The organism is Sporosarcina sp. FSL K6-1508 (assembly GCF_038007465.1).
GTDB lineage: Bacteria > Bacillota > Bacilli > Bacillales_A > Planococcaceae > Sporosarcina > Sporosarcina psychrophila_B.
The window spans coordinates 517878-542327 of the sequence record NZ_JBBOXF010000001.1; the positions used below are offsets into that span (position 1 = coordinate 517878).

Sequence of the window (24450 nt, forward strand, 5' to 3'; positions counted from 1 at the left end):
CTCCCTGTTTGCGATGTCCTTATCTTATCGTGCGTAGTCCCTTGTAGTCGTTTGATTTGCATGACAAACAGGTCGGCCAATGTTACATATTCGTCACGTTAGTACGGAGTCGAACTCATTTCCAATCGTAAATGTCAATTGTATCGTTGTCCCTTGTCCTATTTCCGATTGTGCAGTAAGGGTGATGCCGATTTTGTCGGCGACTGTCTTGGCGAGATAAAGCCCTAGACCTGTTGCTGCGTTATGTAGCCTTCCTGTGCCGCCAGTGAATCCTTTATCGAATAACCGGGGCAGGTCATGTGATGGGATACCAGGTCCTTCGTCTTTTATCGCCAGAACCACATTACCACTTGCCATCACATTTGTAGTAATCCAAATCGTTGCGCCAGCCGGGCTGTATTTTACGGCGTTCGTCAATACTTGACGGATGATGAACCGACACCACTTACTATCCGTAACAACTTCCCTGTCTTCTTCAAATTCGATGGCTATATTTTTTTGCCTGCACCACGATGCAAGCTCGCGCACTTCAGCAGCTACGAGCTGATGAATGTTGCTATTCTCTACAACATAATCCGATTCCAATGAAGGCAAACGAGAAATGTATAACTGTTGGTCAATTAGCAAATGGACACGTAGCCACTCCAATTCGATTTTCTGCAATGCCGGTTCACTTCGATTTGCTTCAATCACCAACTTCATGGCAGTCAGCGGCGCTTTCACTTCATGTACCCAAGCAGCAGTATAGTCACTTTCAATCACATTAGTTGCTTTTAAATCGTACAGTCTTTTCGTATATTCATCCGCAACTTGCCGCAGCATCTTATTCGTCATTGTGTCTCGTTTTGATAGCGGTTCCGGCAACGCTTCTTGCCAATCTTCTTCAATTACGCCATCGGGCGGAATCAACGCCTTCATAAACTTCATGTCCTTGAAATAGCGCCATATGAAGAAAATGAAGAACATACTTATCAGCAAAACATTAAAATACAAAACAGATGAAAATTCAACATCGATTCCACCATCAAGCCAAATAAGCATATCTGCAAACCCGAGTGCTGCTATAAAAAAAATTATCCAGCTTTTCATATCCAACAGATAACTTTTAAACAAACGAAAAGCTCCTTCCTACAGCGTAGTCGCCATATACCCCTGTCCTTTTTTTGTGACGATTGCATCACCAAGAGCCAGTTCCGTGAGCTTTTGACGGAGGCGCGTGACGTTCACCGTCAATGTATTGTCGTTAACAAAACGTTCGTCATCCCATAACTTACGGATCAACTCATCACGTGAGACAATCTCGTCATTTGATTGAACAAGTACCGCCAATATGTAAAACTCATTTTTCGTCAATTCGACTTCAATGCCATCTAAACGGATGACACCGCGCTTCATGTCAATCACCGCCCCATTCCATTCGAGTACATCCGGCGCCTCTTCACCGTATGCGTATGTCCGTCTGAGTAACGCCTGGATTTTTGCAAGCAGTACATCTGAATGGAATGGTTTCTGAACATAATCATCCGCTCCCATATTCATTGCCATAACCATATCCATCGGGTGATCCCGAGAGGATAGGAAAATAATTGGCACCTTTGAAATTGCCCGGATTTCGCGGCACCAATGAAAACCGTCATAGGCCGGCAACTGAATATCCATAATAACGAGATGTGGTTTTTCATTTATAAAATCGACCATAATATCATGAAAGTCATTCGGTCCTTTTACATTGAAAGACCATTGTCCAAATCGCTCTTTCAGTGAATCAAAAATTGCTACATCGTCTTCAACGACGAAGATTGTCATATCCATTTCCCGATACACTTCCCTTCTATTATCCATTGTAATGGAAGGCGCAACAGACAGGCAATTTGGACACTTCTGAGGAAGTAAATAAAAAAGTTCTGAAAAACCAACCAGAATATGTTATACTGATTGAGTGAGACATCGCTCCGAACGTTATCAGGAGCGTAAAGTGTCTGCTTTTTTTTAACTCCGAATGATTTTTTCATCTACTATTCGGAAATAAATTCGTAGTAAAAAACTACAAGGAGGTAACCATGCTCAAATTTGAAAATGTAAGCAAAGTGTTCGATGGCGGATTCCAAGCAGTAAAATCTGTCAGTTTCGATATTCCATCAGGAGAGTTTCTTGTCCTCATTGGGCCAAGTGGTTCCGGAAAATCGACAACAATGAAAATGATTAACAGAATGGAACCCCACACAAGCGGTAAAATCACTATCAACGGTAAGGATACCAACTCCTACAATGCCTCTGAACTACGCCGGAATATCGGGTATGTCATTCAGCAAATCGGGCTTTTCCCCCACTATACAATTGAAAAAAACATTGCAATAGTCCCCCAGCTGAAAGGTTGGAATGACAAAGAAATCAAGGCGCGCGTCAACGAACTTCTTGAATTGGTTGGTCTTGATCCTGAAATTTATGCAAGCCGGTATCCAAAAGAACTTTCAGGCGGGCAACAGCAACGTATCGGTATCGCAAGAGCGCTTGCAGCAGACCCGGATGTTATTCTGATGGATGAGCCTTTCAGTGCACTCGATCCACTAACACGTGAACAACTTCAAAATGAATTTCTATCCTTGCACAAGAAGTTGAAAAAGACCATTGTTTTTGTCACTCATGATATGGATGAAGCTTTAAAAATGGGCGATCGCATCGCTATAATGAAAGACGGCAAACTTCTGCAGTTGGACACCCCAGAGAAATTACTTCACGAACCAGCCCACGGCTTTGTAGAAGAGTTCATAGGAAAACATCGGATTATCCAAAATCCCGAACTCATGCCGGTTATCGACATCATGTCAGAATCGGTTTACACCGCTCTCCCTCAATGGTCACCTGAGAAAGCACTTTCGTTCATCCGTCAGCGAAAAATTACAAACCTTATCGTTGTCGATGATGACAATAAATTAGTTGGAATTATATCTGCACATGATCTAATTAAAAAATTAGACGACATTAAAATAATTGAAGAGATCATGGTGTCCCGGGAACCATTTTTATTTGATACTGCGACAGCTAAAGACGCTATTATTATGATGAATGAAGCACCTTACGGCATTCTCCCAGTCGTCGATAAAACGCAAAAATTAGTAGGCGTCGTTACACGAGGTTCGCTGTTGTCCGCCATGTCCAGCCAGTGGACAGAAACGGGGGATATCCAATGAATAATTTAAATATTTGGCAACAACTCGTCGAACAATTTCAAATGCGGTGGAGAGAAGTGCTTGAAGCGACATCAGTCCATATTCAACTTGTCTTTTTCTCGATGCTTATCGCCATTGTCCTCGGTATTACGTTAGGTATTATTATTACGCGCGTTCCGAAACTCACGACAATCGTACTGGGTGGAGCAGGCGTTATGCAGACGATTCCAAGTCTTGCATTGCTCGGTTTCATGATCCCGATTTTCGGAATCGGCGTAAAAACGGCAATCGCTGCCCTATTCCTCTATTCCTTATTACCGATTATCCGAAACACGTACACCGGTATTAAAGATGTCGACAAAGCAACAACCGAGGCTGCAAAAGGGATGGGTATGACAAGCATGCAAGTCCTGTTAAAAGTGGAACTGCCACTTGCGATTCCCGTCATTATGGCCGGTATCCGTACAGCAGCAGTCATCAACGTCGGTACCGCAACACTTGCAGCCTTCATCGGAGCAGGCGGGCTTGGTGATTTCATCTTCCTCGGTATTACACGTGGAATTGACGGTTTGATTTTGCTAGGGGCAATCCCGGCTGCAATCCTTGCGATAATCCTTGAAACGCTCTTTAGTGGGATTGAACGCTGGACAACGCCGAAAGGATTGAAGTAACTATGAAAAAGAAATTCCTAATTCTATTTTCGACAGTACTCATTGTGAGTATGCTGTCTGGATGTATTTTCATCGAAAAAGAGTCACTAACACTCGGTTCACGGAACAATACGGAAAGTATCATATTGTCACATGTCATGGGACAATTGATTGAAGATAAAACAGATATTGAAGTCATTTATAAAGAAAATCTTGGCGGCTCCAACGTCGTTTGGAACGCAATGTTAAACGGACTTATTGACGTTATTCCCGATTACACAGGGACAATCGTCGTCAACTATTATCATGAAGACCCGGGCACAGCAGAAGAAACGCTAGAGGCAACGAAACGACTTGTCGATGGCGATGGCATGATTGCGTTCAATACGTTTGGTTTCAATAACACCTATACGCTCGCCTTGGATGAATCAAGGGCCGAAGAACTCGGCGTTGTGACATTCAGTGACTTCGCAAAAGTATCGGAGGACTTCATATTAGGTGCCGTCTTCGAATTTATCGACCGTCCCGATGGCTTACCAGGCTTCCAGAAGGAATACGGCTTGAAATTCAAAGACGTCAAGGGGATGGACCACGGTATTATGTACCGTTCTATTGGTGCCAAAGAAGTAGATGTTATCAACTCCTACACAACGGACGGTCAGTTGCAGGATTACGACTTGCGTGTGTTGGAAGACGATAAATCCTACTTCCCGCCATATCATGCCCTTCCGCTTGTACGCAAAGAAGCGCTTAAAGAGTACCCTGAAATCGAAGAAGTGCTCATTATGCTTGAAGGCGTGATTGACGAAGAATCAATGCAAAAAATGAACGGCAAAGTCGATAACGACGGCATGATGGTCGAAAAGGTAGCAGAAGACTTCCTTATTGAATCAGGGTTAATTGAGAAGAAATAAATAGGAGAAACGCACCTCTTGTGAATGCAAGGGGTGCGTTTTTTTGAGAATCTTGGCGTTATGCTCGGCACGCGAAGGGTTATGACCGCCATAGATGAGTTTATGACCGTCTCAAGAGGTATTATGCTCGCTACGAACGAGTTTATGACCGACCTAAGATATCTTGTCTCTTTTAACTAAACATTGAATACGTCCGGTTTCGATTCTCACCTTCTTTTCGCAAATCCATACTTTGCAAAATGCGTGTCGCGCTTTGACGTTCAATTTGTAAAAAGTCACGACAATCTTTATTCATCATCTTCCCGCCATAAAGAAGGAACCACTCGCGAATTGCCTGTTTATGCGCGTCGATACTTGTCCTATCGCACTCTGTACAACGCCATCCCTTCATATATTTCTTCATTCCTAAAAAGCCACAGGATGGGCAAGCAACACCTTGGATTATTTTGTCTCGGATAGTAGGATAAGTCGAACAGATTGGGGGCGGAATAAATTCGCGATGACTGGCAATGAATTCATCCGTCAGTCTTGTGAACGCTGCATCGTCCAACAATGGGGTGGTTGTAGGTAGATGGCGAATATAAGTGGGGATTGCGTTCGGAAATAAGAATGGAACTGTCGTATCAAACAGTTCAATACGCTGTTTCGAGTAAGCCAGCACTACCGCGCCATAAACCGGCAATGAAATATCTCGCGAGTGGAACCAGTCCTGTAGCAACTCACAATTACTTTGCACCTGCGTGATGGGGCTATTGAAGCCTTTCACTTCCCCATTATCCAGTGTGCGAATTAGTTGAGGTGGATTATTAACTACTTTAAGTTCTCCCGCGATGTTCTTCACTTCAAATATGATTCCATACGATGGGGTGATGAAGAGCGTGTCTATTTGAAAGTGAGTGCTGGATGTGAGGGATAAATCGTGCAGAACCCGATACTTCATTGGAAAGGAATAGTTTTCAAAAACCTTATCCAACTGCCGCTCTCCACCGAACCCAGCTTTCATTGCAGCATACTTTGCCTCCAATACAGGTAAAGACATTTTTTGTTCTGGCGTTAGGCGTCTGATAGCCGCTCCCAATCCTTCAAGAAGCAATGGTTCTTTTCTTTGCTTACTAATGAACTTCTTCAGCCTCCTTGCTAGTTTTTGATGACCACTCGATAAAATCTTACCATATTCAGATAAATGAAACTAGAGTAATAAAAAGTATTGGACAAAAATCTAAATTATTTGATTTTATGACCATCTCTAGGTAAATTATGCTCGCCATGCGTCGGTTTATGACCGGCACGAGGCATCTTATGACCGTCTTCAAACAATCTATAGTACGCTCTATCCTTTAATCGATCATGATATTCGAACAATTGAGCGGATACCTAGTGAAGAGAGCGTATAAATTGGAAGTTATCTTTGAAGCTCCAATTTCCCGCCAATCTTTTCAAAAAGTTCATCTCACGGTACACTAACATCAACCAACGGAAGGAATGATCCTATGAAAATAACACCTATCGGGATATGGGGCGGTTACCCGAAAGCGAATAGCGCCACATCGTCCTTTTTAATTGAACACGATGGTTTTCACTGCCTCATTGATTGCGGCAGTGGCGTTCTTTCCTCATTGCAAAATTATTTACCGTTAGAAAAGCTGGACGCTGTTGTCATCAGCCATTATCATGCTGACCATATTGCAGATCTTGGAAGCCTGCAATTCAGCAGGATCATTAATTTCTATTTAGGCAATCAAGCTCCCCCATTGCCGATTTATGGGCATATGGAGGATCAAGAGAATTTCGAAAAACTTTCGTACCAAGATCAGACAATGGGCATTGGTATCACTGAGGATAGGGTTGTTCAAATCGGCCCGTTTGACGTATCTTTTTGCCGGACCATACATCCTGTTTATTGTCTAGCCATGAAATTCACCGTGGGCGACCGTTCCATCGCTCTCACCGCAGATACGGAATGGCGGGATGAACTCGTCGATTTCGCACGCGGTACTGATTTGTTAATCAGCGAGGCGAATTTGTATGAAGAACACCTCGGTAAGGCACCGGGACATCTGGCAGGCAGTGAAGCTGGTAAGTTGGCGAAATTGGCCGGAGCGAAGCAACTTGTGCTGACCCACTTGCCCTTGCACGGAAATATCAATGAAATTCTGGATGCGGCGGTTGCTATCTATGATGGGCCAGCTGAACTCGCTGAAGTTGGAAAAACATACGAAATATAAACGAGATAAATCATTTTCCCCATAGAAAAAGGGCTGTTGAGGAACAGCCCTTTACTTCAATCGTCATCGCGGTCTTTTTCAAACTTCAGTACTTTACCTGAAATTGCGTCGATGTCGAAATCATATTCATATGTGCCATCATTAATTTCGATTTCATAGATTACACGGCCATCTTCATTATCCAATTCAATGTCCGTCACTGTCCCTTTTGCTTCTTTCATCGCAATTTTGACAGCAGCTTTTTCCGTTATGAATTTACCATCAGTAACGATGACTTTATCATCAGAATCATCGTCATTGTCATTGTCTTTATCCGTGCGTAATACTTTTCCTGTTTTTGCATCAATGTCTAGATCATATTCAACACTGCCCGATTTAACCTCAACTTCATAAATATCGCCTGAACGTTCACGGTCCAATTCAATCTTCGTCACGTTTCCATCGACTGATTTTACAGCAATCGCCTCAGCTTCTTCAATCGTCAATAGATCTTTCGATGTCGCTGCCAAACTGTGTCCCGTGTTTCCAGCCATTGCAACCCCACCTATTACAAGCACACCAGCCAATGCCGGGATAGTCATCCATTTCTTCATCTTGTATCTCCTCCTTTTGTTATTACCTTCATATTACCTGTTGAACATGAGAGGACATTGTGAGGATTATTAGAATTCGATGAGAATCAATCATCCCATGTGACGGACATCACTTTTCCTGAAATAGCATGAATTTGGAAGGTGCCTTCCCGGTCGTCAGCCGATTCAATTTCGATGAGGTAATAGCCTCCGTCATTCGTTTTTTCATACGATACATCATCTACTTCACCTTTAAGTTGTTTCTGTGCAATTGCGATTGCCTTTTCCTTCGTAATTAACACGTTTTCACCTATTGTTTCTTTTGCGTTTTCGGAGATTGTTTTCCCAGTGATCGCGTCAACCGTCACTTTTGTAAACTTCGGGTCTTTCGACAGCTTCACTTCATAAACTGGGACTTCTTCGCCTGTATTCAATGAAATCCGTTCAACTTCCCCGCTATACTTCTCCGCAATAATTCCCTTTACCTCGGCCTCGGAAAGGACTTGCGGAACCACTTCCTTCCTTTCACCGGTTTGTAAGAGTGCTATAACACTCCCCGTCGTTGCATCGATTTCAGCTGAATATGACGCCCCACTCCGGCTCATTTCCGCTTTATATACACCGTCCTCCATGGCAATCTGATTGACAGTTCCACCATACATGCTCTCAAGCTGAGCCCGGATTTCATCAGCCGCTATTGGCGCCTTCTTGTTAATTAAACTACCTATATATAATCCGCCCGCCGTTAGAATAACAATAGTTAACAGGGTTGGAATGAACCAAGACTTTTTAAAAAATTGCATACTAGTTGCCTCCTCTCGTTCATCATACGATGGGAACATTAAAATTCGGTGAGAATTCGTTTTTTGGGAATGATGATTCGAAATGTCGTCCCCATTCCAACGACACTCTCGATTTTCAGTTCCGCACCAAGGCCGTCTGCAAGTTCCTTTGCAATTGCCAATCCAAGTCCGGTGCCACCCGTTTTTCGGTTTCGGTCTTCATGAACCCGATAGAAACGATCAAAAAGGTGCGGGAGGGCTTCTTTAGGGATGCCATTACCGTAGTCGATGACGGCGATGGAAATGGCGGTTTCTGATACAGAAATAGCTGTTTTAATTTCCCCGGCGCTATATTTCCGTGCATTATCAAGCAAAATAAATAGAAGCTGTCTGAGCTTATCCATGTCTGTTACAGCGACCGCCGGACCATTTTCTTCAAAAATGAAATCTCTTGTATATGCTTGTCGCATCGGTTGTAAAGTCTTTTCGACTAACACATTAATATCAGTTTCCGCGAAATTAAATGCGGTTTGTTCCTGATTTCTTGCCAAGTGAAGCATTTGCTCAATCATATCCTTCATCCGAATTGATTCATTCAGAATAGCCTCGACTGCCTCTTCTGCTACTGAACGGTTATCAAACCCCCGGCGTGATAAAAGCCGAGCGTAGCTTTCAATAACTGTGAGTGGTGTTTTTAATTCGTGTGAAGCGTTGGAAACGAACTGTTCTTGCTTTTTAAAGTTGCTCTCAAGCTGTCCCATCATATCATTGAACTCATGGCCCATCTGCGCCATTTCGTCCTTCCCTTCAGCCGATACATCGATTTTTTCGTATTTCCCTGTTCGGCGGCTTTGTGTCATCGTTTTAATTAGATTATCGATGGGTTGTATAACGATACGGCCAAGCGCAGCGCTCGAAACCGTAATCGGAATCATCGCAATGAGGGTCACCCCGAGGAGAATTAGCTTAAGCAGATTTAAATTATGTTTTACATCACCCAGAAGTTGAAGCATTTGCAGTTCAACCACTTTACCGTCTGTCCAAATGACCGGTTCACGCATAAAAAGTACGGGAGTGTTATCAAATTCGCCGATTGAATAGTGTTCTTTTGGAGCTATTTCAGGATTGTAGCGCTCAATTCCTTCAGCCGTTTGAGTCCTTACTTTTACCTTGCCAGTTGGATCGAGAATACGAACTGCTCCATTCGAAGGAATGTAGGCGCGAAGCACTGTCGCTGGATCATTTTTTTCGGTCATCTTGCTGAGAGAGGCAATAAGCTCATTCGATTGCGTTTTCAGCTGATGGTATTGTGTGTCATATGCCATTTTTTCGTACACAAAATAAATACCCGTGTTTGTCAATGTTAAAATGACGAGCATCAGCAGCGTGGAAAAAAGATGGATTTTCGTTTTAAGCCTCATTAGCTTGTTCCTTTAATACATAACCAACACCCCGAACGGTCTGAATAAGGGTCCTTTTTTCCCCTTGTTCAATCTTCTTTCGGACATATCTGATGTACACGTCCACAACATTTGTATCACCGTAATAATCGAATCCCCAAACGGCATCCAGTAATTGTTCGCGTGAAAGTACTTGGTTCGGATGTTTCAGCAGATGAAGCAAAAGATCAAACTCTCGTGGTGTTAATTCGATGGAACGCCCATTTCTTTTTACTTCACGTGTCTGCTCGTGAAGCGAGAGACCTGCGTACTCGAGGAGATGTTCGTCTTTAGCTTCTACCGGCTCCACAGGTTTCGAGAATCTGAGTGCCGAACGAATCCTCGCAAGCAGTTCGTCGATTTCAAAAGGTTTCGTCACATAATCGTTTGCTCCCAAGTCAAGCCCTGCTACTTTATCTTCAACATTGCTTTTCGCCGTCAACAAAATGACAGGCGTGTCTACTTCTGTTGCTCGAATCCGCCGTAAGACGTCTAGCCCATTCAATCCGGGTAACATAAGGTCTAACAGAACGAGATCCCACTGTTGTTCACGATATTTAATAAGCCCGTCTGGCCCTGTATGAGCAATGCCCGTTCCATATCCTTCAAACTCAAGCTCAAGCTGAAGAACACGTGCGATATTTTCTTCGTCTTCGATGATTAAAATCTGCTCTTTCATACCAATTCACCTGCCACTTTTTCTTTCATCTTAACAGATTCAGACAAAAAATAGAGACCTTCACTATTTCCGAAGGTCTCCATTTTCCAGTTATTTTAGCCTGTGCATGTTTCCAGACTTTCATTCTCGATATACATACTCTTCACTAGCTTTTCCAGCATAATGGGCATTTCGACAAAAGCACTGTCGACGTGTAATCGTTCGGTCCGTTGATGAGCGTCTTTTCCGAATGGACCTACATTTAGTACCGGCGCTTTCAGCTGAGCCATCTCAGTAAAGGGAATGCTGTATGTGTCGCCCCATACCGGTGTGTTACTTTCAAATGTAGTCCAGCCGTTTGCGTCATCTTCGTATTGAACGTAGCTGAGGTCACAGATACCATTGAAGTAATGCATTTGGCCAATTTTATTACCCAATTCTTTCGCCGCATCCTTCATTAACTCAATCGACTTTTTAACAAGCGGGTCAGATGACGAATTCACTGCAGGATAGTATGGCGGTGCGTAAAGAAGCACAGTTGCCGGTGCAAGTTCCTGGCATTGAATCATAAGATTGTCGACGATACGAAGTGACTTTTCACGGTCATCCCAATCAGCGTTTTCTAGCGTTTCTTGTTTCAAGCGTTCAACTTCCTCATGCCCCAATTTTTGAATGGCATATTCGAGTAGTTGCTCGTAGCGGAATACCCTTACTTCCCCCACACCCTTCACTTGTTCACGTTCACAAATAACTTTATATCTATCATTGCAAGCATCCATCGCTTCAGTTGCTACTTGCTCGAACAAATCCATCACTTCTCCAGCAGTGCGCTTAAACAGAAAAACATTATAAAGGGCAACTGCACGATAAGGCGTTTGCGTCGAGTATTGCAATTTCAAATCTTTTTGTTGCAATGAAACCGGTAACGGCGTAGTTTCTCCCAGATCGGTTTCGCGGAATAGTTCATTCCATTCCATACGTTGCGTCAAGAATGAAGCGATATAATTTGCTGTCATACCTTTGAGCGGCTCACCGACATGCGTTTCTTTTCCATAAAACAATGCTGCCGGCATTATTTTACCGATAGTTCCTGAGTAGATATATTCTTCTATATCTGTCGGACTTTGAGAAAATGAAGGTTCGCCATTTAAAAATAGTTTATACGTCAGCCCTTGTTCTTCGCGGATGCGGACAAGTTCTTTCACTGCCGCACGCATACCCGCCGAGTTCACTTCTTCATCCGGGACGGTCGTTAGCAACAAATTGATCGGCCACTTTTCGACACTCGCTTTTTCGATTAACTGCATATGAAGGGCAAGCCCCATTTTCATATCCATCGTACCACGGCCAAATAAGTAATTCCCGGTCTCCAGGTCAATACGGGCATCTTCCGGGAGATCAGCATTGTGCTTGGGCTCAGATAACATTTTTGTCAGCATCTCCGGATAAAATGCAAATGGTTCCAAGACACCGTATTCTTCAGTCCAAACAGTATCGAAGTGACTGATAAGTACAATAGTTTCTGTTGCTTCTGGATGCTTATACAAAGCAGTGAGGGCTTGACGACCGAGACCTGCATCGTGAAGCGCCAACTGATGCGGATTATCTATGAAATAAGTTAGTTCATTTAATTTCGCCTCTAACTTTGGAGCAAATGTGTTCTCCCCTTCGGTTAACGTACGGCTATCCCAGCTCACGAGTTCACATAACAATTCGCGAAGTGTAGAGGGCGTCCCCCATCGTAATTGGTTCATAATAATTCTCCTTTAATTCATGGTTTTCGCTTCAGTTTCAAGAATAACCTTGTGCTTTTTTTCTAACCTCAACTTATAAAACAGCATACATGCCACGAAGAATCCGATACCATAGTAGAGGCCCGTGCGCTGAGTTGGATCGAATGCCAGAAAGATAAGGATTAGTAAACAAAATGCGACACAAAACAGCGGGACATAGGGATAGAAGGGAACTTTATATTTCAGATCTACCAACTTTCCACCCGCTTTTAAATAGTGACGACGGAACATCAATTGGGATGTTGCAATCCCCATCCACGAAATTGTAACGGATATTCCTGCAATCGACATGAGCAAAACGAACACCGCTTCCGCTTCCATGACACTTGTCAATAATGATAAAAGGGAGAATGACATTGTGAAGATTAGGGCATTAAGCGGAACTCTCCGTTTCGAAAGACGCCCGAACATCCTAGGTGCCATCCCTTCATTTGACATTGCCCATAGAAGACGTGTTGACGCATATAGACATGAATTTCCGACCGACAAAATCGCCGTCAAAATGACAAAGTTCATAATGCCCGCCGCGTATGGGACACCGGCAATTTCCATTAATGTCACAAAAGGACTAGCGAGCAAACCAAGTTCGGATGCCGGGAAAATGGCAGATAAGACGATAATTGAAGCAATATAGAAAATTATTATTCGAAAAATTATAGTTCTAATGGCTTTCGGAATGTTCTTTTCAGGATTTTCAGTTTCCCCTGCCGCAATTCCAACCAGCTCCGAGCCTTGATAGGAGAAAATGACATTCATCATTGTTACAAACACAATCGCGATGCCGGCAGGAAATAACCCAGTAGGGGCTAAGTTTGCTAAAAATGGTGTTGCACGATCTTCCATCGGAATAAAACCAAAGATCGCAGCAAATCCAATAACTAGAAACAGAATAACTGCAAGAACTTTAATACCTGCAAACCAGAATTCAGCTTCTGCAAAGCCTCTTGTCGACAAAGCGTTCAAAGAGAATAGAAGAACCATAAATACCAAACACCAAATCCAAATAGGGACATTTGGGAACCAATGTTGCATAAGAATTCCAGCAGCAGTAAATTCTACTCCCGCAGTGGCCGCTGAACCTACAAAATACATCCAGCCAAGTGAAAAGCCTGCCGAAGGACTGATATACCGCGTTGCATATGTCTGGAAAGAGCCCGTCACCGGCATATGGACAGCCAGTTCCCCAAGACAGACCATAACCATATACAAAATTAGACCACCGAATAAATAACCAAGCAGAGCTCCTCCTGCACCGGCTTGATTAATTGTGTAACCGGCATTCAGGAACAAACCTGTCCCGATAACGCCTCCAAGAGATAACATAAACAGATGGCGACTTTTCATGGAACGCTTCAATAGATTGTCTTGCGGTTGTTCCCCTTTGTTCGGCATGTCATTTCCTCCCCTGTTTGCCCTTTCATTCTTCTATAGCGCTTAGAATCGTAATGACAGACAGCTCAATCCCCCATCATGTTTTTGCACTTCAGACATTTCCAGTTCAATTGTTTCATAGCCAGCTTCGTTCAACTTTCGCTTTGTTTCTCCATATCCACTTGGGATAATGACATAATCATTGACACGAATACAGTTAGCAGAGTATTCGTCTTCCTTGTCAATGACGATTTTGTCATATGAGTCAAATGCTGGATGATCAACGAATTCCCCTGCAACGACCATCTTGTTATCTCCTAAATAAGCAATTCCGGTTTTTAAATGGAAAAATTCTTTTAACGGAATAATCGTCGCTATAAACCCTTCTTGTTCCAAAATACCTTTTAATTGAAGTGCGCCTTCTTCATTCGTCCGTTCTGAAATCCCAATATAGAATTGGTTCTCCGCTTGTAGAATATCGCCACCATCAAGCGTCCCAGGCGATTTTATATAACGCAATTTCTCGTAAAACTCTTTTAGGGTAGCTTCGATTTCTTTGATTTCTCCATTACGGGAGTCTGCTCCCGGGTTTGTAATGACTGCAAAATCAGATGTCAACACAGCCGCATCTTCCACAAATGTGGAATCTGGAAATTCTTCACTTGCTGGCAGATTAGTAACTGTAACGCCACACTTTTTTAAGGCTTCTATATAACTCTTATGTTGTACGAGTAGTTTTTCATAATCCGGTTTTCCAAGATCTGATGTTGTTAAACCGTTTAAATAACTTTTCCCCGGTGTTTTTACTATTACATTTTTAAACATATCCATTCCCCCATTTTTTAGTTTCTTATGACGGGACTCGTCAGACATGTAGGCCCGCCCGTCCCTTTCACGCTTATTTCTTCACCTTTGTATTCATAAACTGTGGCCCCAGCGTCGAGAAGTTGCTGTTTAGTGGAAGCGTTTCCATTCACTATTACACAAACCCGCGGCGCAAGTGCCAATACATTACAACCAAGATTGTGATATTCGTCCTCGGGTACTTCAATAAGCTGGATTCCCCGTTCAATGAGCAACTGACGAAAAAATACCGGCATTAGGCGTGAGTGCACAACAGCTAAATCGCGATCAACCATACTGATAAACGACATAAGGTGTAGACATTCTGCTTCTCCTTGGTCATGCGGAAGTTGAACGATGATAAATTCGTCAACGAAGGGCATTGTCATTTTTTTCAGTTGTCGGATTGCTTCATCATTCGTGCGATACCCGCGGCCTACAACAAGCGTCCTATCGTCCAACCAAATAATATCACCGCCGTCTGAAACTGCGTCTCCTGTTAATTCGCCAACAATTGGAATGTTTTTTTCCTTAAGGAATTCTTTATACACTGCGGCTTCAGGCTGTCTAAGCTCTTTTCCAGATTTCAAAATAATTGCACCTGCAGGCGTAAACTTCACCGGGTCATGTGCATACAACGAATCCATTCCTACTTCGTTCGATATTGGCAAATAATCAATCTGTGGAACATGTTTTTCAAGAATTGCTATAAAATCCGAGAATTCGTGAACCGCTTCTTCGAAAATTGGTTCTTCAAGGTAATTAAATATTTTCCATTTTTCTTCTAGATGATTTTGATTGCGAAAGGCATCATTTGGATGCTTTACAATCACTCGTTTTAATGGTCTGTACATTGATGAACAATACGTCATTTCACTTCACCCTTTTCCGACTAGTGGAAAACGTTTCCGAAGAATGGAAAGTTTATATGTAAAATATATTCTCTTTATGATACAATGTCAATGTATTTAGAATAATTTAAACTTTTTTCTTTAGATAATGAAGGTTCTGTAGTCATTTAAATGATAGGTGGTATTTTTATATGCAATCAATTGACCGTGCCATGATCGTGGCCAAAACCCTTGCAATGCAAACAGCAGAAAGTGGCGTATCTATTTCTGACCTTTCCAAGCAATGCGATTTACCTCTCAGCACAATGCACAGATTGCTGAAAGCGATGATAAAACAAGGGATGGTAGAGCAGGATGAGCGTACGAAATGCTATCGACTTGGAACGATTTGGTTGGAATACGGTTTGCAAGTGTATGATTCGATGGATTACATCAGTAAAGTCAGACCCGAACTGGAGCGGTTAAGCCATGAAGTCGATGAAAGTGTTTATCTTAGTCGTCCAGCAGGATTGGAAGCAATCATATTGGAAAGAATAGATAGCCAAAACAATACCATCCGGATTTATGACCAACTGGGTTTGCGTATTCCCATGCATATCGGTGCAGCGAATAAAGCGATGCTTGCTAACATGCCGTCTTCCAAGGCCATAGCTATTTTGCAAAAACTTTTACCTATAGAGCAATTGGCCCCGGTTAAGGTAACGCTAAAAAAAATTATAAAACAAGGATACGCAACGAGCCATGGTGAGAGAACGGAAGGGACTTCTTCTGTCGCGGTGGCCATTCTTGACGGTCTTGGGGAAGTTGTGGGGGCAATTAGTATAGGTTTTGTCAGTTTTAACCTCACTGAAGAGCGGATGGATTTCCTTATTGAAAAGGTTATGGAAACAGGAAGACGAATTTCTGAGAAATTAGGCTCTAATAATAATTGATTACTACTTTTGAAGGAACTCTAATAACTTTAGGCTCTATTATAAAGGTACAAAAAAAGACTCCCGCACATCACCATGCAGGAGTCGTTTCAATTTCTTATAAAAATACAATAAACGCTAATACAGCTGCTAATATAAGTCGATAAATTGCAAACGGTACAAGCTTAACACGTGAGATTAGCTTTAAGAAGAAACGAATTGAGATAAGTGCGAAGACGAACGCACTGACGAATCCAACGATATAAAAGGATAGGTCATCCATCGAAAGTTCTTCCCAGTTTTTCGCAACTGACACTAGACTAGCACCCATCATGATCGGTACCGCCATGATGAAAGTGAAATCAGCCGCGGTCTTATGATTCATGCCGAACAGGACACCGCCCGAAATTGTCGCACCCGAACGTGAAAATCCTGGCCATAGGGATAGACATTGGACAAGACCTACTGTAAATGCCTGCTTGTATGTAATTTGATCCAATGTATTCACCCACGGTTTTTTCGGACCAAGTTTATCAGCTACAATCATTAAAATTGAACCTGCAACCAGTGCAAAAATCACCGTTTCTACACCTGATAGTTGTTCATCAATCAGATCTTTAAGTGCAAATCCCACAATAACTGCCGGCAACATCCCAACAATGACGTGCAATAAGTTAAAACTTGAGTTCGTTTTCTGGCCTTCAATCTTATAGAGGCCCACCAAGCTGAACAGACGCTTCCAGAAGACAATAACAACAGCTAATATCGAACCCAGTTGGATAACAATCTTAAATGTGAATGCCGATCGATCTCCAAGAAAATTTGTTATTTTCAGCCACATGTCATCGACAATGATCAAGTGACCTGTCGAAGAAACAGGTGCAAACTCTGTCATTCCTTCAACAAATCCAAGTATTAACGCTTTAACCAAATCAATTAGTTCCATAAGTTAATTACACTCTCTTTCTACGGAAGCGAATGTACCAGATACATACCGCTATACCGCTAATGGCTAGTAGTGCATACGCGATGTTCGAATAGATATCCATAAAGTGGACAATCGATTCCCAGTTGTCACCGACTGCTGCACCAATTGTAACAAGTGCTGCGTTCCAGATCAGACTGCCGATTGTTGTAAGCACAAGGAATAGCGGGAAATTCATACTCGACATGCCTGCCGGAATCGAAATAAGGCTCCGGATTAAGGGAACAAGGCGGCAGAGTAGTACTGTCCACGGACCGTATTTGTCGAACCATGCATCAGCTTTGCGGATGTCTTTTCGTGTAAGACGCAAAACGCTGCCCCACCGATCGACAATTTTCTCGAGGCGCTCCACATCTAGAAATAACCCGAGGCTATATAAAATCATCGCCCCGATAACCGACCCCACCGTTGCTGCAATAATGACACCCACCCGGGTCATATCCGAATAGGTCGTCATGAATCCGCCAAATGTCAATATGACTTCAGACGGGATAGGCGGAAAGACGTTCTCAATCATGATTAATAAAAACACACCAAAGTAACCAAACTGACCCATAAATTCAGTAATCCAATTTTCCACCTTACGCCTCCACCAACTATTACTTTACTAAATACAGAACCTCTATGCAAACAGAGTCCGGCAGCATAAAGACGATTCAGTATATGCTAAGGTTTCGTGTTCTTACTATAATTCTACGCCGAAGGCATCCGAAATATGATTTCAGTTCGATTTTTCAAATCAAATAATTATGGCTAAAGTTTGTGAAACCGTCTATTTCTTCCCGTTTTTTAAGAACCTAGATTGATATGTCCGTCTTTTGTAGGGAATCACTGTCGATATCTTGTAAACACCTATTTCTGTCTTGATGAACTCCTAACAATTTTTGATTGTGGATATCCTTACATTTTATTAAGTTATCCTCATATGAAGTGGATAACTTAATAAAATTGTTGATAATTTCAGAAAATTTTATATTTTATCCACAAGACTACCCGATTACTTCTTTATTAATTAGTTATCAACAAGCTTCATCAGAGGAAACCTCATAACTTCCTAGACGAAAAGAAAGCCATCTGATAGAAGCCAGATGGCTTTTCTATTTATACTTTTAGCGTAAAGTCTTTCAAACTTTCACGTAAAGAAGCTTTTAGGAACTTGCCGACTGAAGTTTTCGGAATTTCATCCAAGAAGACAACATCATCTGGCACCCACAATTTAGCGAACTGGCCTCCTAAATAGGTTAGCAATCGCTGTTTCATCTCTTCATCAGCAACCTTCCCTTCTTTTAAGACAACACATGCAAGTGGGCGCTCAAGCCATTTCTCATGCGGAATTGCGACAACCGCTGCTTCAAAAACATCTTCATGTGTCATCAAGGCGTTTTCCAAGTCAACAGACGAAATCCATTCGCCCCCGCTTTTGATCAAATCTTTTGTACGATCCATTAATTTAAGGTAGCCAAATTCCGTCATGACTGCGATATCACCTGTAAGGAGCCACCCATCACGGAATGCTTCTTCAGTTCTTTCATCTTTATAATATTCACTTGCAATCCAAGGGCCCCGAATCGCCAATTCCCCCATCGTCTTGCCATCCCAAGGTGCATCGCCATTTTCATTGATGATACGGATTTCAAGGCCTGGCATCGGCAATCCTTGAAGCGCTCGGATATCGATTTTCTCATCCATCGTTAAATCTGCCATGCCAGAAGTGTAGACAGACATGCTGACAAGTGGTGTTGTTTCAGTCATGCCATAGCCGACGATGAACGGCACACCAAGTTTTTCTTCGAATGCCCGGATCAATCCTTTTGGCGATGCAGAACCGCCGCTTACGATTCCCCGTAGCGAAGACAAATCTCTCGGTTTCTCTTCCTGTTCCTTCAGCACTGCGAGCCAAATTGTCGGGACACCAGCAGTTACAGTCACCTTCTCCTGCTCAATCAGATCCAATAGCAATTTTGGGTTTAAGCCTGGTCCTGGCAAAACTTGTGTTGTTCCGAAAAAGACTGCAGCGAACGGCATTCCCCAAGCATTGACGTGGAACATTGGTACAACTGGCAGTATGACATCCTTCTCTGATAAACCCATCGCATCGGCTAGTCCTAGTGCATAACTGTGCAACACAAGTCCGCGATGCGTATAGATGACCCCTTTCGGATTACCTGTCGTAGCGGATGTGTAGCACATCCCTGCTGGTGTGTTTTCATCAAGATCTTCAGGAAAAGCATAGTCTTCCGATGCAGTTGCAAGAAGCGCTTCATATGAATGCACATTTTCAAGAGATGTCTCCGGGATTTCCGTGCTGTCTCCCATGATGATATAATGTTTCACCGTCTTCAAATAGGGTGCAAGTTTTTCAAGGTGTGGGAATAAATTATCGTCGACCAGCAGAATTTCATCTTCTGCGTGATTGATGACATACGCAATATGTTCCGGAGACAATCGAATATTGATCATGTGAAGGATAGCGCCTGTTCCAGGCACGCCAAAATACGCTTCTAAATGACGATGGTGATTCCAAGCGAATGAACCGACTTTTGTTCCATGCTGCATGCCGAGTTTCGTCAATGCATCTGCAAGTTTTCGCGTTCGTTTCGCAAATTCGCTATACGGAATACGATGAATGGAATTTTCCCCGGTTCGCGAAATAATTAACTTGTCCGGGAAATATTGCTCCGCTCGTTTTATGAAAGATGATAATAAAAGTGGTGTTTGCATCATACCAATCAATCCCCTTTTCATTTAGAATGGATTTTTTTTCTTAATCGGTGCGGCATGGACTAGCAATTATTCATCACATACGGTCCCGACTAATAATATGAGACGATGAGTACATTTATTCCACTGAGTTTCTTAACCTATTACAACCCCATGTTCTTTGCAATAATGACTTTCATGATTTCATTCGTCCCCGCATATATCGACGCAACAGGGATGTCTCGATAACGTCTTGCAATTTTATATTCTTCCATATAACCGTATCCACCGTGCAGTTGCATGCACTCCGAGGAGATTTCCCGTGCCGTATCGGTCAGCCAATATTTTGCCATAGATACTTTTGTGACGATATCTTTTCCAGCTATATGGTCTTCGATAAGCGATTCGACAAATGCCTTGCCAATTTCCACTTTAGTTGCAATTTCTGCAAGTTTAAACTGTGTATTTTGAAATGAAGCAATCGGTTTTCCGAATGCTTTTCGCGATTTTACATACTCGAGCGTCATTTCCAGCATATCTTCTGATGCCGTTTGTGCAGCAATCGCAACAACAAGCCGTTCCTGTTGAAGTTTTTCCATTAAGTAGCTGAATCCTTTTCCTTCCTCACCTATCAAGTTCGATGCTGGCACACGGCACTCCTCAAAAAATAGCTCCGCCGTGTCTTGCGAATGCAGACCAACTTTATCGAGCTTACGGCCTTTCGTGAAACCAGGCGTTCCTTCTTCTATTACAAGCAGGCTGACACCGCGATGTTTCGGCTCAGCATGCGGATCGGTTTTTACTGCAACGAGCACAAGATTCCCATTAATGCCGTTTGTGATAAATGTCTTTTGACCATTGACGACATAGTAATCACCGTCTTTAATGGCAGTCGTTTGGATATTGGCGAGATCTGATCCTGTTCCCGGCTCCGTCATTGCGATAGCTGTAATAATGTCAGCGCTCACACAACCCGGTAACCAACGTTCTTTCTGTTCGATTGTGCCGTATGATTCAATATAGGGAACGACGATATCATTGTGTAATCCCACGCCTGTAAGACCTGATCCCACTCGTTCAAGTTCCTCTCCGATAATGACGCCGAAGCTGAAGTCCAGACCAAGTCCGCCGTATTCATCTTCAACTTGCGGACAGAGAAATCCCATTTCACCAAGCTTCTTCCAAAATGTTACCGGGATGAGCCGGTCTTTTTCCCAGGTATCGTAATACGGGATTGCCTCTTTCTGAAGAAACTTTCGGAGTGAATCTCTGAACATGACGTGCTCATCCGTTTCGAATCTGTACTTTGCCAATGGTAAAGCCTCCTTTGATAGCATGTATATAGTTATGTCTTGTACGTTACATATGCCATTTTTCTTACTTGGCTTGCATCCGAATCGCCCCATCCAACCGGATTACTTCACCATTGAGCAATGTGTTTATGAAAATACTTTCAACTAGCATTGCATATTCTTTTGGTCGTCCAAGTCGTTTTGGGAACGGGACCATTGCAGCAAGTGAATTACGCGCGGATTCCGGTAGCCCATCAAATAATGGTGTTTCTACAAGACCTGGCGCGATAGTCATCACACGAATACCGAATGCCGCAAGTTCACGGGCAATCGGTAACGTCATTCCCACTACACCACCCTTTGATGCACTGTAGGCAACCTGTCCAATTTGTCCTTCAAAAGCAGCAACTGATGCGGTATTCACAATTACCCCGCGCTCACCTTCTTCGTTTGGTTCATTCCCTTGCATAGCGGCCGCCGCCAAACGAATTACATTGAATGTACCTATCAAGTTGACTTGGATTACTTGTTCAAATTGGTCTAGCGCTAGCGGACCGCTTCGCGACAATACTTTCCCTTGCGTCGCAATGCCCGCGCAATTGACAACGGCAGTTATTTCCCCGAATGCCTCTTTGACGGAAGCTACATTCACTTCCACTTCTTCCTCATTCGCAACATTCGTTTTTAGAAATAGAACACTTTCTTCCCCAAGTTCGTTCGCAAGTGCACATCCACGCACTTCATCCCTATCGAAAATAGCTGCTTTCCCTCCGGCGCCTACTATCCTTCTTACAGTGGCCTCTCCAAGACCCGACGCTCCACCTGTTACAATTGCAGCAATTTTGTTCATTTCCATCCCTAAATCCCCCTCAAAGGCGTTCGATAATTGTTGCGTTCGCCATACCCATCCCTTCGCAAATTGCGAGTAACCCGTACCGTCCATTGGTTCGTTTTAATTCGTGCATCATGGATACCAGCAATTTTGTTCCCGTCGCACCAAGCGGATGGCCAAGGGCAATGGCCCCGCCGTTCGGGTTCAATTTAATGGGATCTGCACCGATTTCTTTCAGCCATGCAAGTGGAACAGGTGCAAACGCTTCATTCACCTCATACGTGTCTATATCTTCTATTGAAAGATTCGCTGTCTCGAGTACTGTTCGCGTTGCTTCAATCGGTCCAGTCAGCATTAATGTCGGATCGGAACCGATCACTGCTCGCGCAACAATGCGTGCAAGTGGTTTAAGGCCTAGCTTGTCCGCTTTTTCACGTGACATCAGGAGGACCGCAGACGCGCCATCACTCATTTGACTTGCGTTCCCCGCTGTAATCACACCATTTTCATCAAATACTGTCCGTAATCCAGCCAGCACTTCTGTTGTCGTTCCTGGACGAGGGCCTTCATCTATAGAGAAAATTTCGGTTGTGCCATCTTCATTTGTAATTTCAACGGGTATAATTTCGTCTTCAAACTTTCCTTCATTAATTGCACGAATTGCTTTTTGATGGCTATCAAATGAAAATTGATCAAGTTCCTCCCGTGACAGCTCCCATTTGTTTGCAATCCGCTCCGCTGATAGTCCCTGATTAATGATTTCATGTTTTTCCATAAGCTTTGGACTGGGTTTCACATCTCCCATATTGGACATCATTGGTGCACGTGTCATACTTTCAACGCCGCCTGCGATGACGATATCCATATCTCCCGAGAGAATTGCCTGCGACGCGAAATGAACAGCTTGCTGACTCGATCCGCATTGCCGATCAATTGTCACTCCGGGCACATGTACAGGGAAGCCTGCGATTAACGCAGCTGTACGGGCGATGTTTCCACCCTGTTCTCCTGCTTGTGTCACACACCCCAAAATGACATCTTCAACATCGCCCTTCGAAATACCAGCCCGCTTGACAAGCTCCTCAAACACCACTGCTGCAAGTTCATCAGGTCTGTAATTTGCAAAACCTCCTTTTCTTCGCCCGATTGCAGTTCGTACCCCTTCAACAATGACAACATCTTTCATACCTACACCTCATTCTCTGAATTAAAAGAATCTTCATTGAATACTAGAATAACTTACAAATCTATTGAAGTCTAGTATGTCCTAGAAGGATTCAGCCTTAAGGCGTAGTTACAAATCCGCACAGCGCCCGTTTGGACAAGCGGAAAATCATTATAAGATTAAGCTACAATCGAAAGGAGGAACACAAATGAAAAAACTTGGTCTGGCAGCACTTGGTATTACAGCGGCAATCGTTGTCCTTGCAAATCTTGGATCACTTCTTGCACTTGCATTTTCTGCAGTGGTTGCATATGCGGGGTTCCATTATTTCAGAAAGAGCACTTCCACAATCTCGAAATTGTTCTGGGGAGGCGTACTTGTCATTGGCTTGTTAACAGCAATTGCAAATGTGCCTGCGTTCATCGGGATTATTGCTATAGTCGGTGTCTTCTATGTTTGGCGTAAATGGCATGGCTCAGAAAACAGTAACATCATCACTAACACCTCTGATGATCCATTTGTAAACTTCGAACGTCAGTGGAATGAAATCACAAAATAATGAGGAGGAACTAACTATGAACTCACTTTGGAATCGATTTAAATACTCAATACAGGCAGATCTTCACACGGTATTAGACAAGAAAGAAAGCAAAAATCCAATCGCAATGTTGAATCAATACATTCGCGAGGCAGAAAAACAAACGGACTCAATCGGGAAATTGCTTGAACGTCAAAGCAAACTAAAAACAGAACTGCAGAAAGAGCTATTAGAAGCAGAAAACATGGCGGATAAACGCCGCAGCCAGCTTAAACTTGCAAAAACTGCCGGCGAAGAAGACTTAGTCGCTTTTGCAGAAGAGGAGATTGCTACGTATGACACACGTGCGGCAGAGCTATCAGAAAGTGTGACGGAAACAGCTTATGAACTTCTTTCCCTAGAGCGTAAATTCGAGGAAATGAAACATAAAGTGAAAGATATGAAAGTGCGTCAATTGCAATTAATGGGAAAAGAGAACGTGACACGTGCCCATCACCGGATGGACCAAGTCATCTCTCCTGAAAATGCAGACAGCAAGATGGCATCAGTTGGTGACATGAAAAAGTATATCGAAAACCTTGGCGGGAAAATTGAACGTGAGTACGAAACTTCCTCTATGGACCGTCGTTTGGAATCATTAGGAAAAGCGGAGGGTGCCGATCATCTAGCACCTGAAGTCTGGACATTAGAGAAAGAATCCGCAAAAGCGGAAGAAATTGTGTAAAATAGATTGTAGGTAGGGAGGCATCTGCCTTCCTT

The 24450-nt window shown here is 43.1% G+C and carries 24 protein-coding genes; 7 read left to right on the plus strand and 17 right to left on the minus strand.

The window, feature by feature from the left end:
* Window positions 1–93: 93 nt before the first annotated feature.
* Both MKZ11_RS02215 and MKZ11_RS02220 read right to left on the minus strand, forming a co-directional pair.
* Window positions 94–1089: a sensor histidine kinase gene (locus tag MKZ11_RS02215; RefSeq protein WP_340792431.1), complete on the minus strand. Its 996-nt coding sequence runs from the start codon at window positions 1087–1089 to the stop codon at window positions 94–96.
* 39 nt (window positions 1090–1128) lie between these two features.
* Window positions 1129–1812: a response regulator transcription factor gene (locus MKZ11_RS02220; RefSeq protein ID WP_340796894.1), complete on the minus strand. Its 684-nt coding sequence runs from the start codon at window positions 1810–1812 to the stop codon at window positions 1129–1131.
* 248 nt (window positions 1813–2060) lie between these two features.
* On the opposite strand from MKZ11_RS02220, the gene MKZ11_RS02225 reads away from it, so the two are divergent.
* The 3 genes from MKZ11_RS02225 to MKZ11_RS02235 are packed head-to-tail and all read left to right on the plus strand — an operon-like array spanning window position 2061 to window position 4734.
* On the plus strand, window positions 2061–3191 hold the full coding sequence (locus MKZ11_RS02225) for a betaine/proline/choline family ABC transporter ATP-binding protein (protein ID WP_340792432.1): 1131 nt from the start codon (window positions 2061–2063) through the stop codon (window positions 3189–3191).
* A complete protein-coding gene (locus MKZ11_RS02230; RefSeq protein WP_340792433.1) occupies window positions 3188–3841 on the plus strand; it encodes an ABC transporter permease in 654 nt (217 codons plus the stop codon). Before MKZ11_RS02225 ends, MKZ11_RS02230 begins: the two co-directional genes overlap by 4 nt.
* Before the next feature lie 2 nt (window positions 3842–3843).
* Window positions 3844–4734, plus strand: a complete 891-nt coding sequence (locus MKZ11_RS02235) for a glycine betaine ABC transporter substrate-binding protein (protein ID WP_340792434.1) — start codon at window positions 3844–3846, stop codon at window positions 4732–4734.
* 172 nt (window positions 4735–4906) lie between these two features.
* On the opposite strand, the gene MKZ11_RS02240 is transcribed toward MKZ11_RS02235, so the two are convergent.
* The gene (locus MKZ11_RS02240) at window positions 4907–5827 is read right to left on the minus strand and encodes a nuclease-related domain-containing protein (RefSeq protein ID WP_340792435.1); all 921 of its coding nucleotides are present in this window, start codon (window positions 5825–5827) and stop codon (window positions 4907–4909) included.
* 397 nt (window positions 5828–6224) lie between these two features.
* Between MKZ11_RS02240 and MKZ11_RS02245 the strand changes: the two genes are divergently transcribed.
* Window positions 6225–6959: an MBL fold metallo-hydrolase gene (locus MKZ11_RS02245; protein ID WP_340792436.1), complete on the plus strand. Its 735-nt coding sequence runs from the start codon at window positions 6225–6227 to the stop codon at window positions 6957–6959.
* Between the two features lie 56 nt (window positions 6960–7015).
* On the opposite strand, the gene MKZ11_RS02250 is transcribed toward MKZ11_RS02245, so the two are convergent.
* From MKZ11_RS02250 to MKZ11_RS02285, 8 genes are all read right to left on the minus strand, one after another.
* Window positions 7016–7552: a PepSY domain-containing protein gene (locus MKZ11_RS02250; protein WP_340792437.1), complete on the minus strand. Its 537-nt coding sequence runs from the start codon at window positions 7550–7552 to the stop codon at window positions 7016–7018.
* An 86-nt stretch (window positions 7553–7638) separates the two neighbouring features.
* Window positions 7639–8334, minus strand: coding sequence for a PepSY domain-containing protein (locus MKZ11_RS02255; protein WP_340792438.1), 696 nt, complete (start codon window positions 8332–8334; stop codon window positions 7639–7641).
* 38 nt (window positions 8335–8372) lie between these two features.
* Entirely contained in the window at window positions 8373–9734 is a 1362-nt protein-coding gene (locus tag MKZ11_RS02260) for a sensor histidine kinase (RefSeq protein ID WP_340792439.1), read from the minus strand.
* Window positions 9724–10431 carry a response regulator transcription factor gene (locus MKZ11_RS02265; RefSeq protein WP_340792440.1) on the minus strand — a complete coding sequence of 236 codons (708 nt, stop codon included), beginning with the start codon at window positions 10429–10431 and terminating at the stop codon, window positions 9724–9726. Before MKZ11_RS02265 ends, MKZ11_RS02260 begins: the two co-directional genes overlap by 11 nt.
* Window positions 10432–10526: 95 nt before the next feature.
* On the minus strand, window positions 10527–12164 hold the full coding sequence (locus tag MKZ11_RS02270) for a M20/M25/M40 family metallo-hydrolase (RefSeq protein ID WP_340792441.1): 1638 nt from the start codon (window positions 12162–12164) through the stop codon (window positions 10527–10529).
* A 12-nt stretch (window positions 12165–12176) separates the two neighbouring features.
* Entirely contained in the window at window positions 12177–13595 is a 1419-nt protein-coding gene (locus tag MKZ11_RS02275; protein WP_340792442.1) for an amino acid permease, read from the minus strand.
* 42 nt (window positions 13596–13637) lie between these two features.
* Window positions 13638–14399: a dimethylarginine dimethylaminohydrolase family protein gene (locus MKZ11_RS02280; RefSeq protein WP_340792443.1), complete on the minus strand. Its 762-nt coding sequence runs from the start codon at window positions 14397–14399 to the stop codon at window positions 13638–13640.
* Between the two features lie 17 nt (window positions 14400–14416).
* Window positions 14417–15289: a dimethylarginine dimethylaminohydrolase family protein gene (locus MKZ11_RS02285; protein ID WP_340792444.1), complete on the minus strand. Its 873-nt coding sequence runs from the start codon at window positions 15287–15289 to the stop codon at window positions 14417–14419.
* Window positions 15290–15459: 170 nt separating this feature from the next.
* Between MKZ11_RS02285 and MKZ11_RS02290 the strand changes: the two genes are divergently transcribed.
* Window positions 15460–16200 carry an IclR family transcriptional regulator gene (locus tag MKZ11_RS02290; protein ID WP_340792445.1) on the plus strand — a complete coding sequence of 247 codons (741 nt, stop codon included), beginning with the start codon at window positions 15460–15462 and terminating at the stop codon, window positions 16198–16200.
* Window positions 16201–16297: 97 nt separating this feature from the next.
* Here MKZ11_RS02290 and MKZ11_RS02295 read toward each other — a convergent pair whose 3' ends face one another.
* From MKZ11_RS02295 to MKZ11_RS02320, 6 genes are all read right to left on the minus strand, one after another.
* Window positions 16298–17125, minus strand: coding sequence for an undecaprenyl-diphosphate phosphatase (locus MKZ11_RS02295; protein ID WP_340792446.1), 828 nt, complete (start codon window positions 17123–17125; stop codon window positions 16298–16300).
* Between the two features lie 7 nt (window positions 17126–17132).
* The gene (locus MKZ11_RS02300) at window positions 17133–17744 is read right to left on the minus strand and encodes a DedA family protein (protein WP_340792447.1); all 612 of its coding nucleotides are present in this window, start codon (window positions 17742–17744) and stop codon (window positions 17133–17135) included.
* Window positions 17745–18265: 521 nt separating this feature from the next.
* Window positions 18266–19888 carry a long-chain fatty acid--CoA ligase gene (locus tag MKZ11_RS02305; RefSeq protein ID WP_340792448.1) on the minus strand — a complete coding sequence of 541 codons (1623 nt, stop codon included), beginning with the start codon at window positions 19886–19888 and terminating at the stop codon, window positions 18266–18268.
* Window positions 19889–20028: 140 nt separating this feature from the next.
* Window positions 20029–21177, minus strand: coding sequence for an acyl-CoA dehydrogenase family protein (locus MKZ11_RS02310; protein WP_340792449.1), 1149 nt, complete (start codon window positions 21175–21177; stop codon window positions 20029–20031).
* Window positions 21178–21241: 64 nt separating this feature from the next.
* On the minus strand, window positions 21242–22012 hold the full coding sequence (locus tag MKZ11_RS02315; RefSeq protein WP_340792450.1) for an SDR family NAD(P)-dependent oxidoreductase: 771 nt from the start codon (window positions 22010–22012) through the stop codon (window positions 21242–21244).
* 13 nt (window positions 22013–22025) lie between these two features.
* Window positions 22026–23174 carry a thiolase family protein gene (locus MKZ11_RS02320; protein WP_340792451.1) on the minus strand — a complete coding sequence of 383 codons (1149 nt, stop codon included), beginning with the start codon at window positions 23172–23174 and terminating at the stop codon, window positions 22026–22028.
* Between the two features lie 187 nt (window positions 23175–23361).
* Between MKZ11_RS02320 and MKZ11_RS02325 the strand changes: the two genes are divergently transcribed.
* Both MKZ11_RS02325 and MKZ11_RS02330 read left to right on the plus strand, forming a co-directional pair.
* Complete coding sequence (locus MKZ11_RS02325; RefSeq protein ID WP_340792452.1) at window positions 23362–23712, plus strand: lmo0954 family membrane protein; 351 nt, start codon at window positions 23362–23364, stop codon at window positions 23710–23712.
* 16 nt (window positions 23713–23728) lie between these two features.
* Window positions 23729–24415, plus strand: a complete 687-nt coding sequence (locus tag MKZ11_RS02330) for a PspA/IM30 family protein (RefSeq protein WP_340792453.1) — start codon at window positions 23729–23731, stop codon at window positions 24413–24415.
* The last annotated feature ends 35 nt before the right edge of the window (window positions 24416–24450 follow it).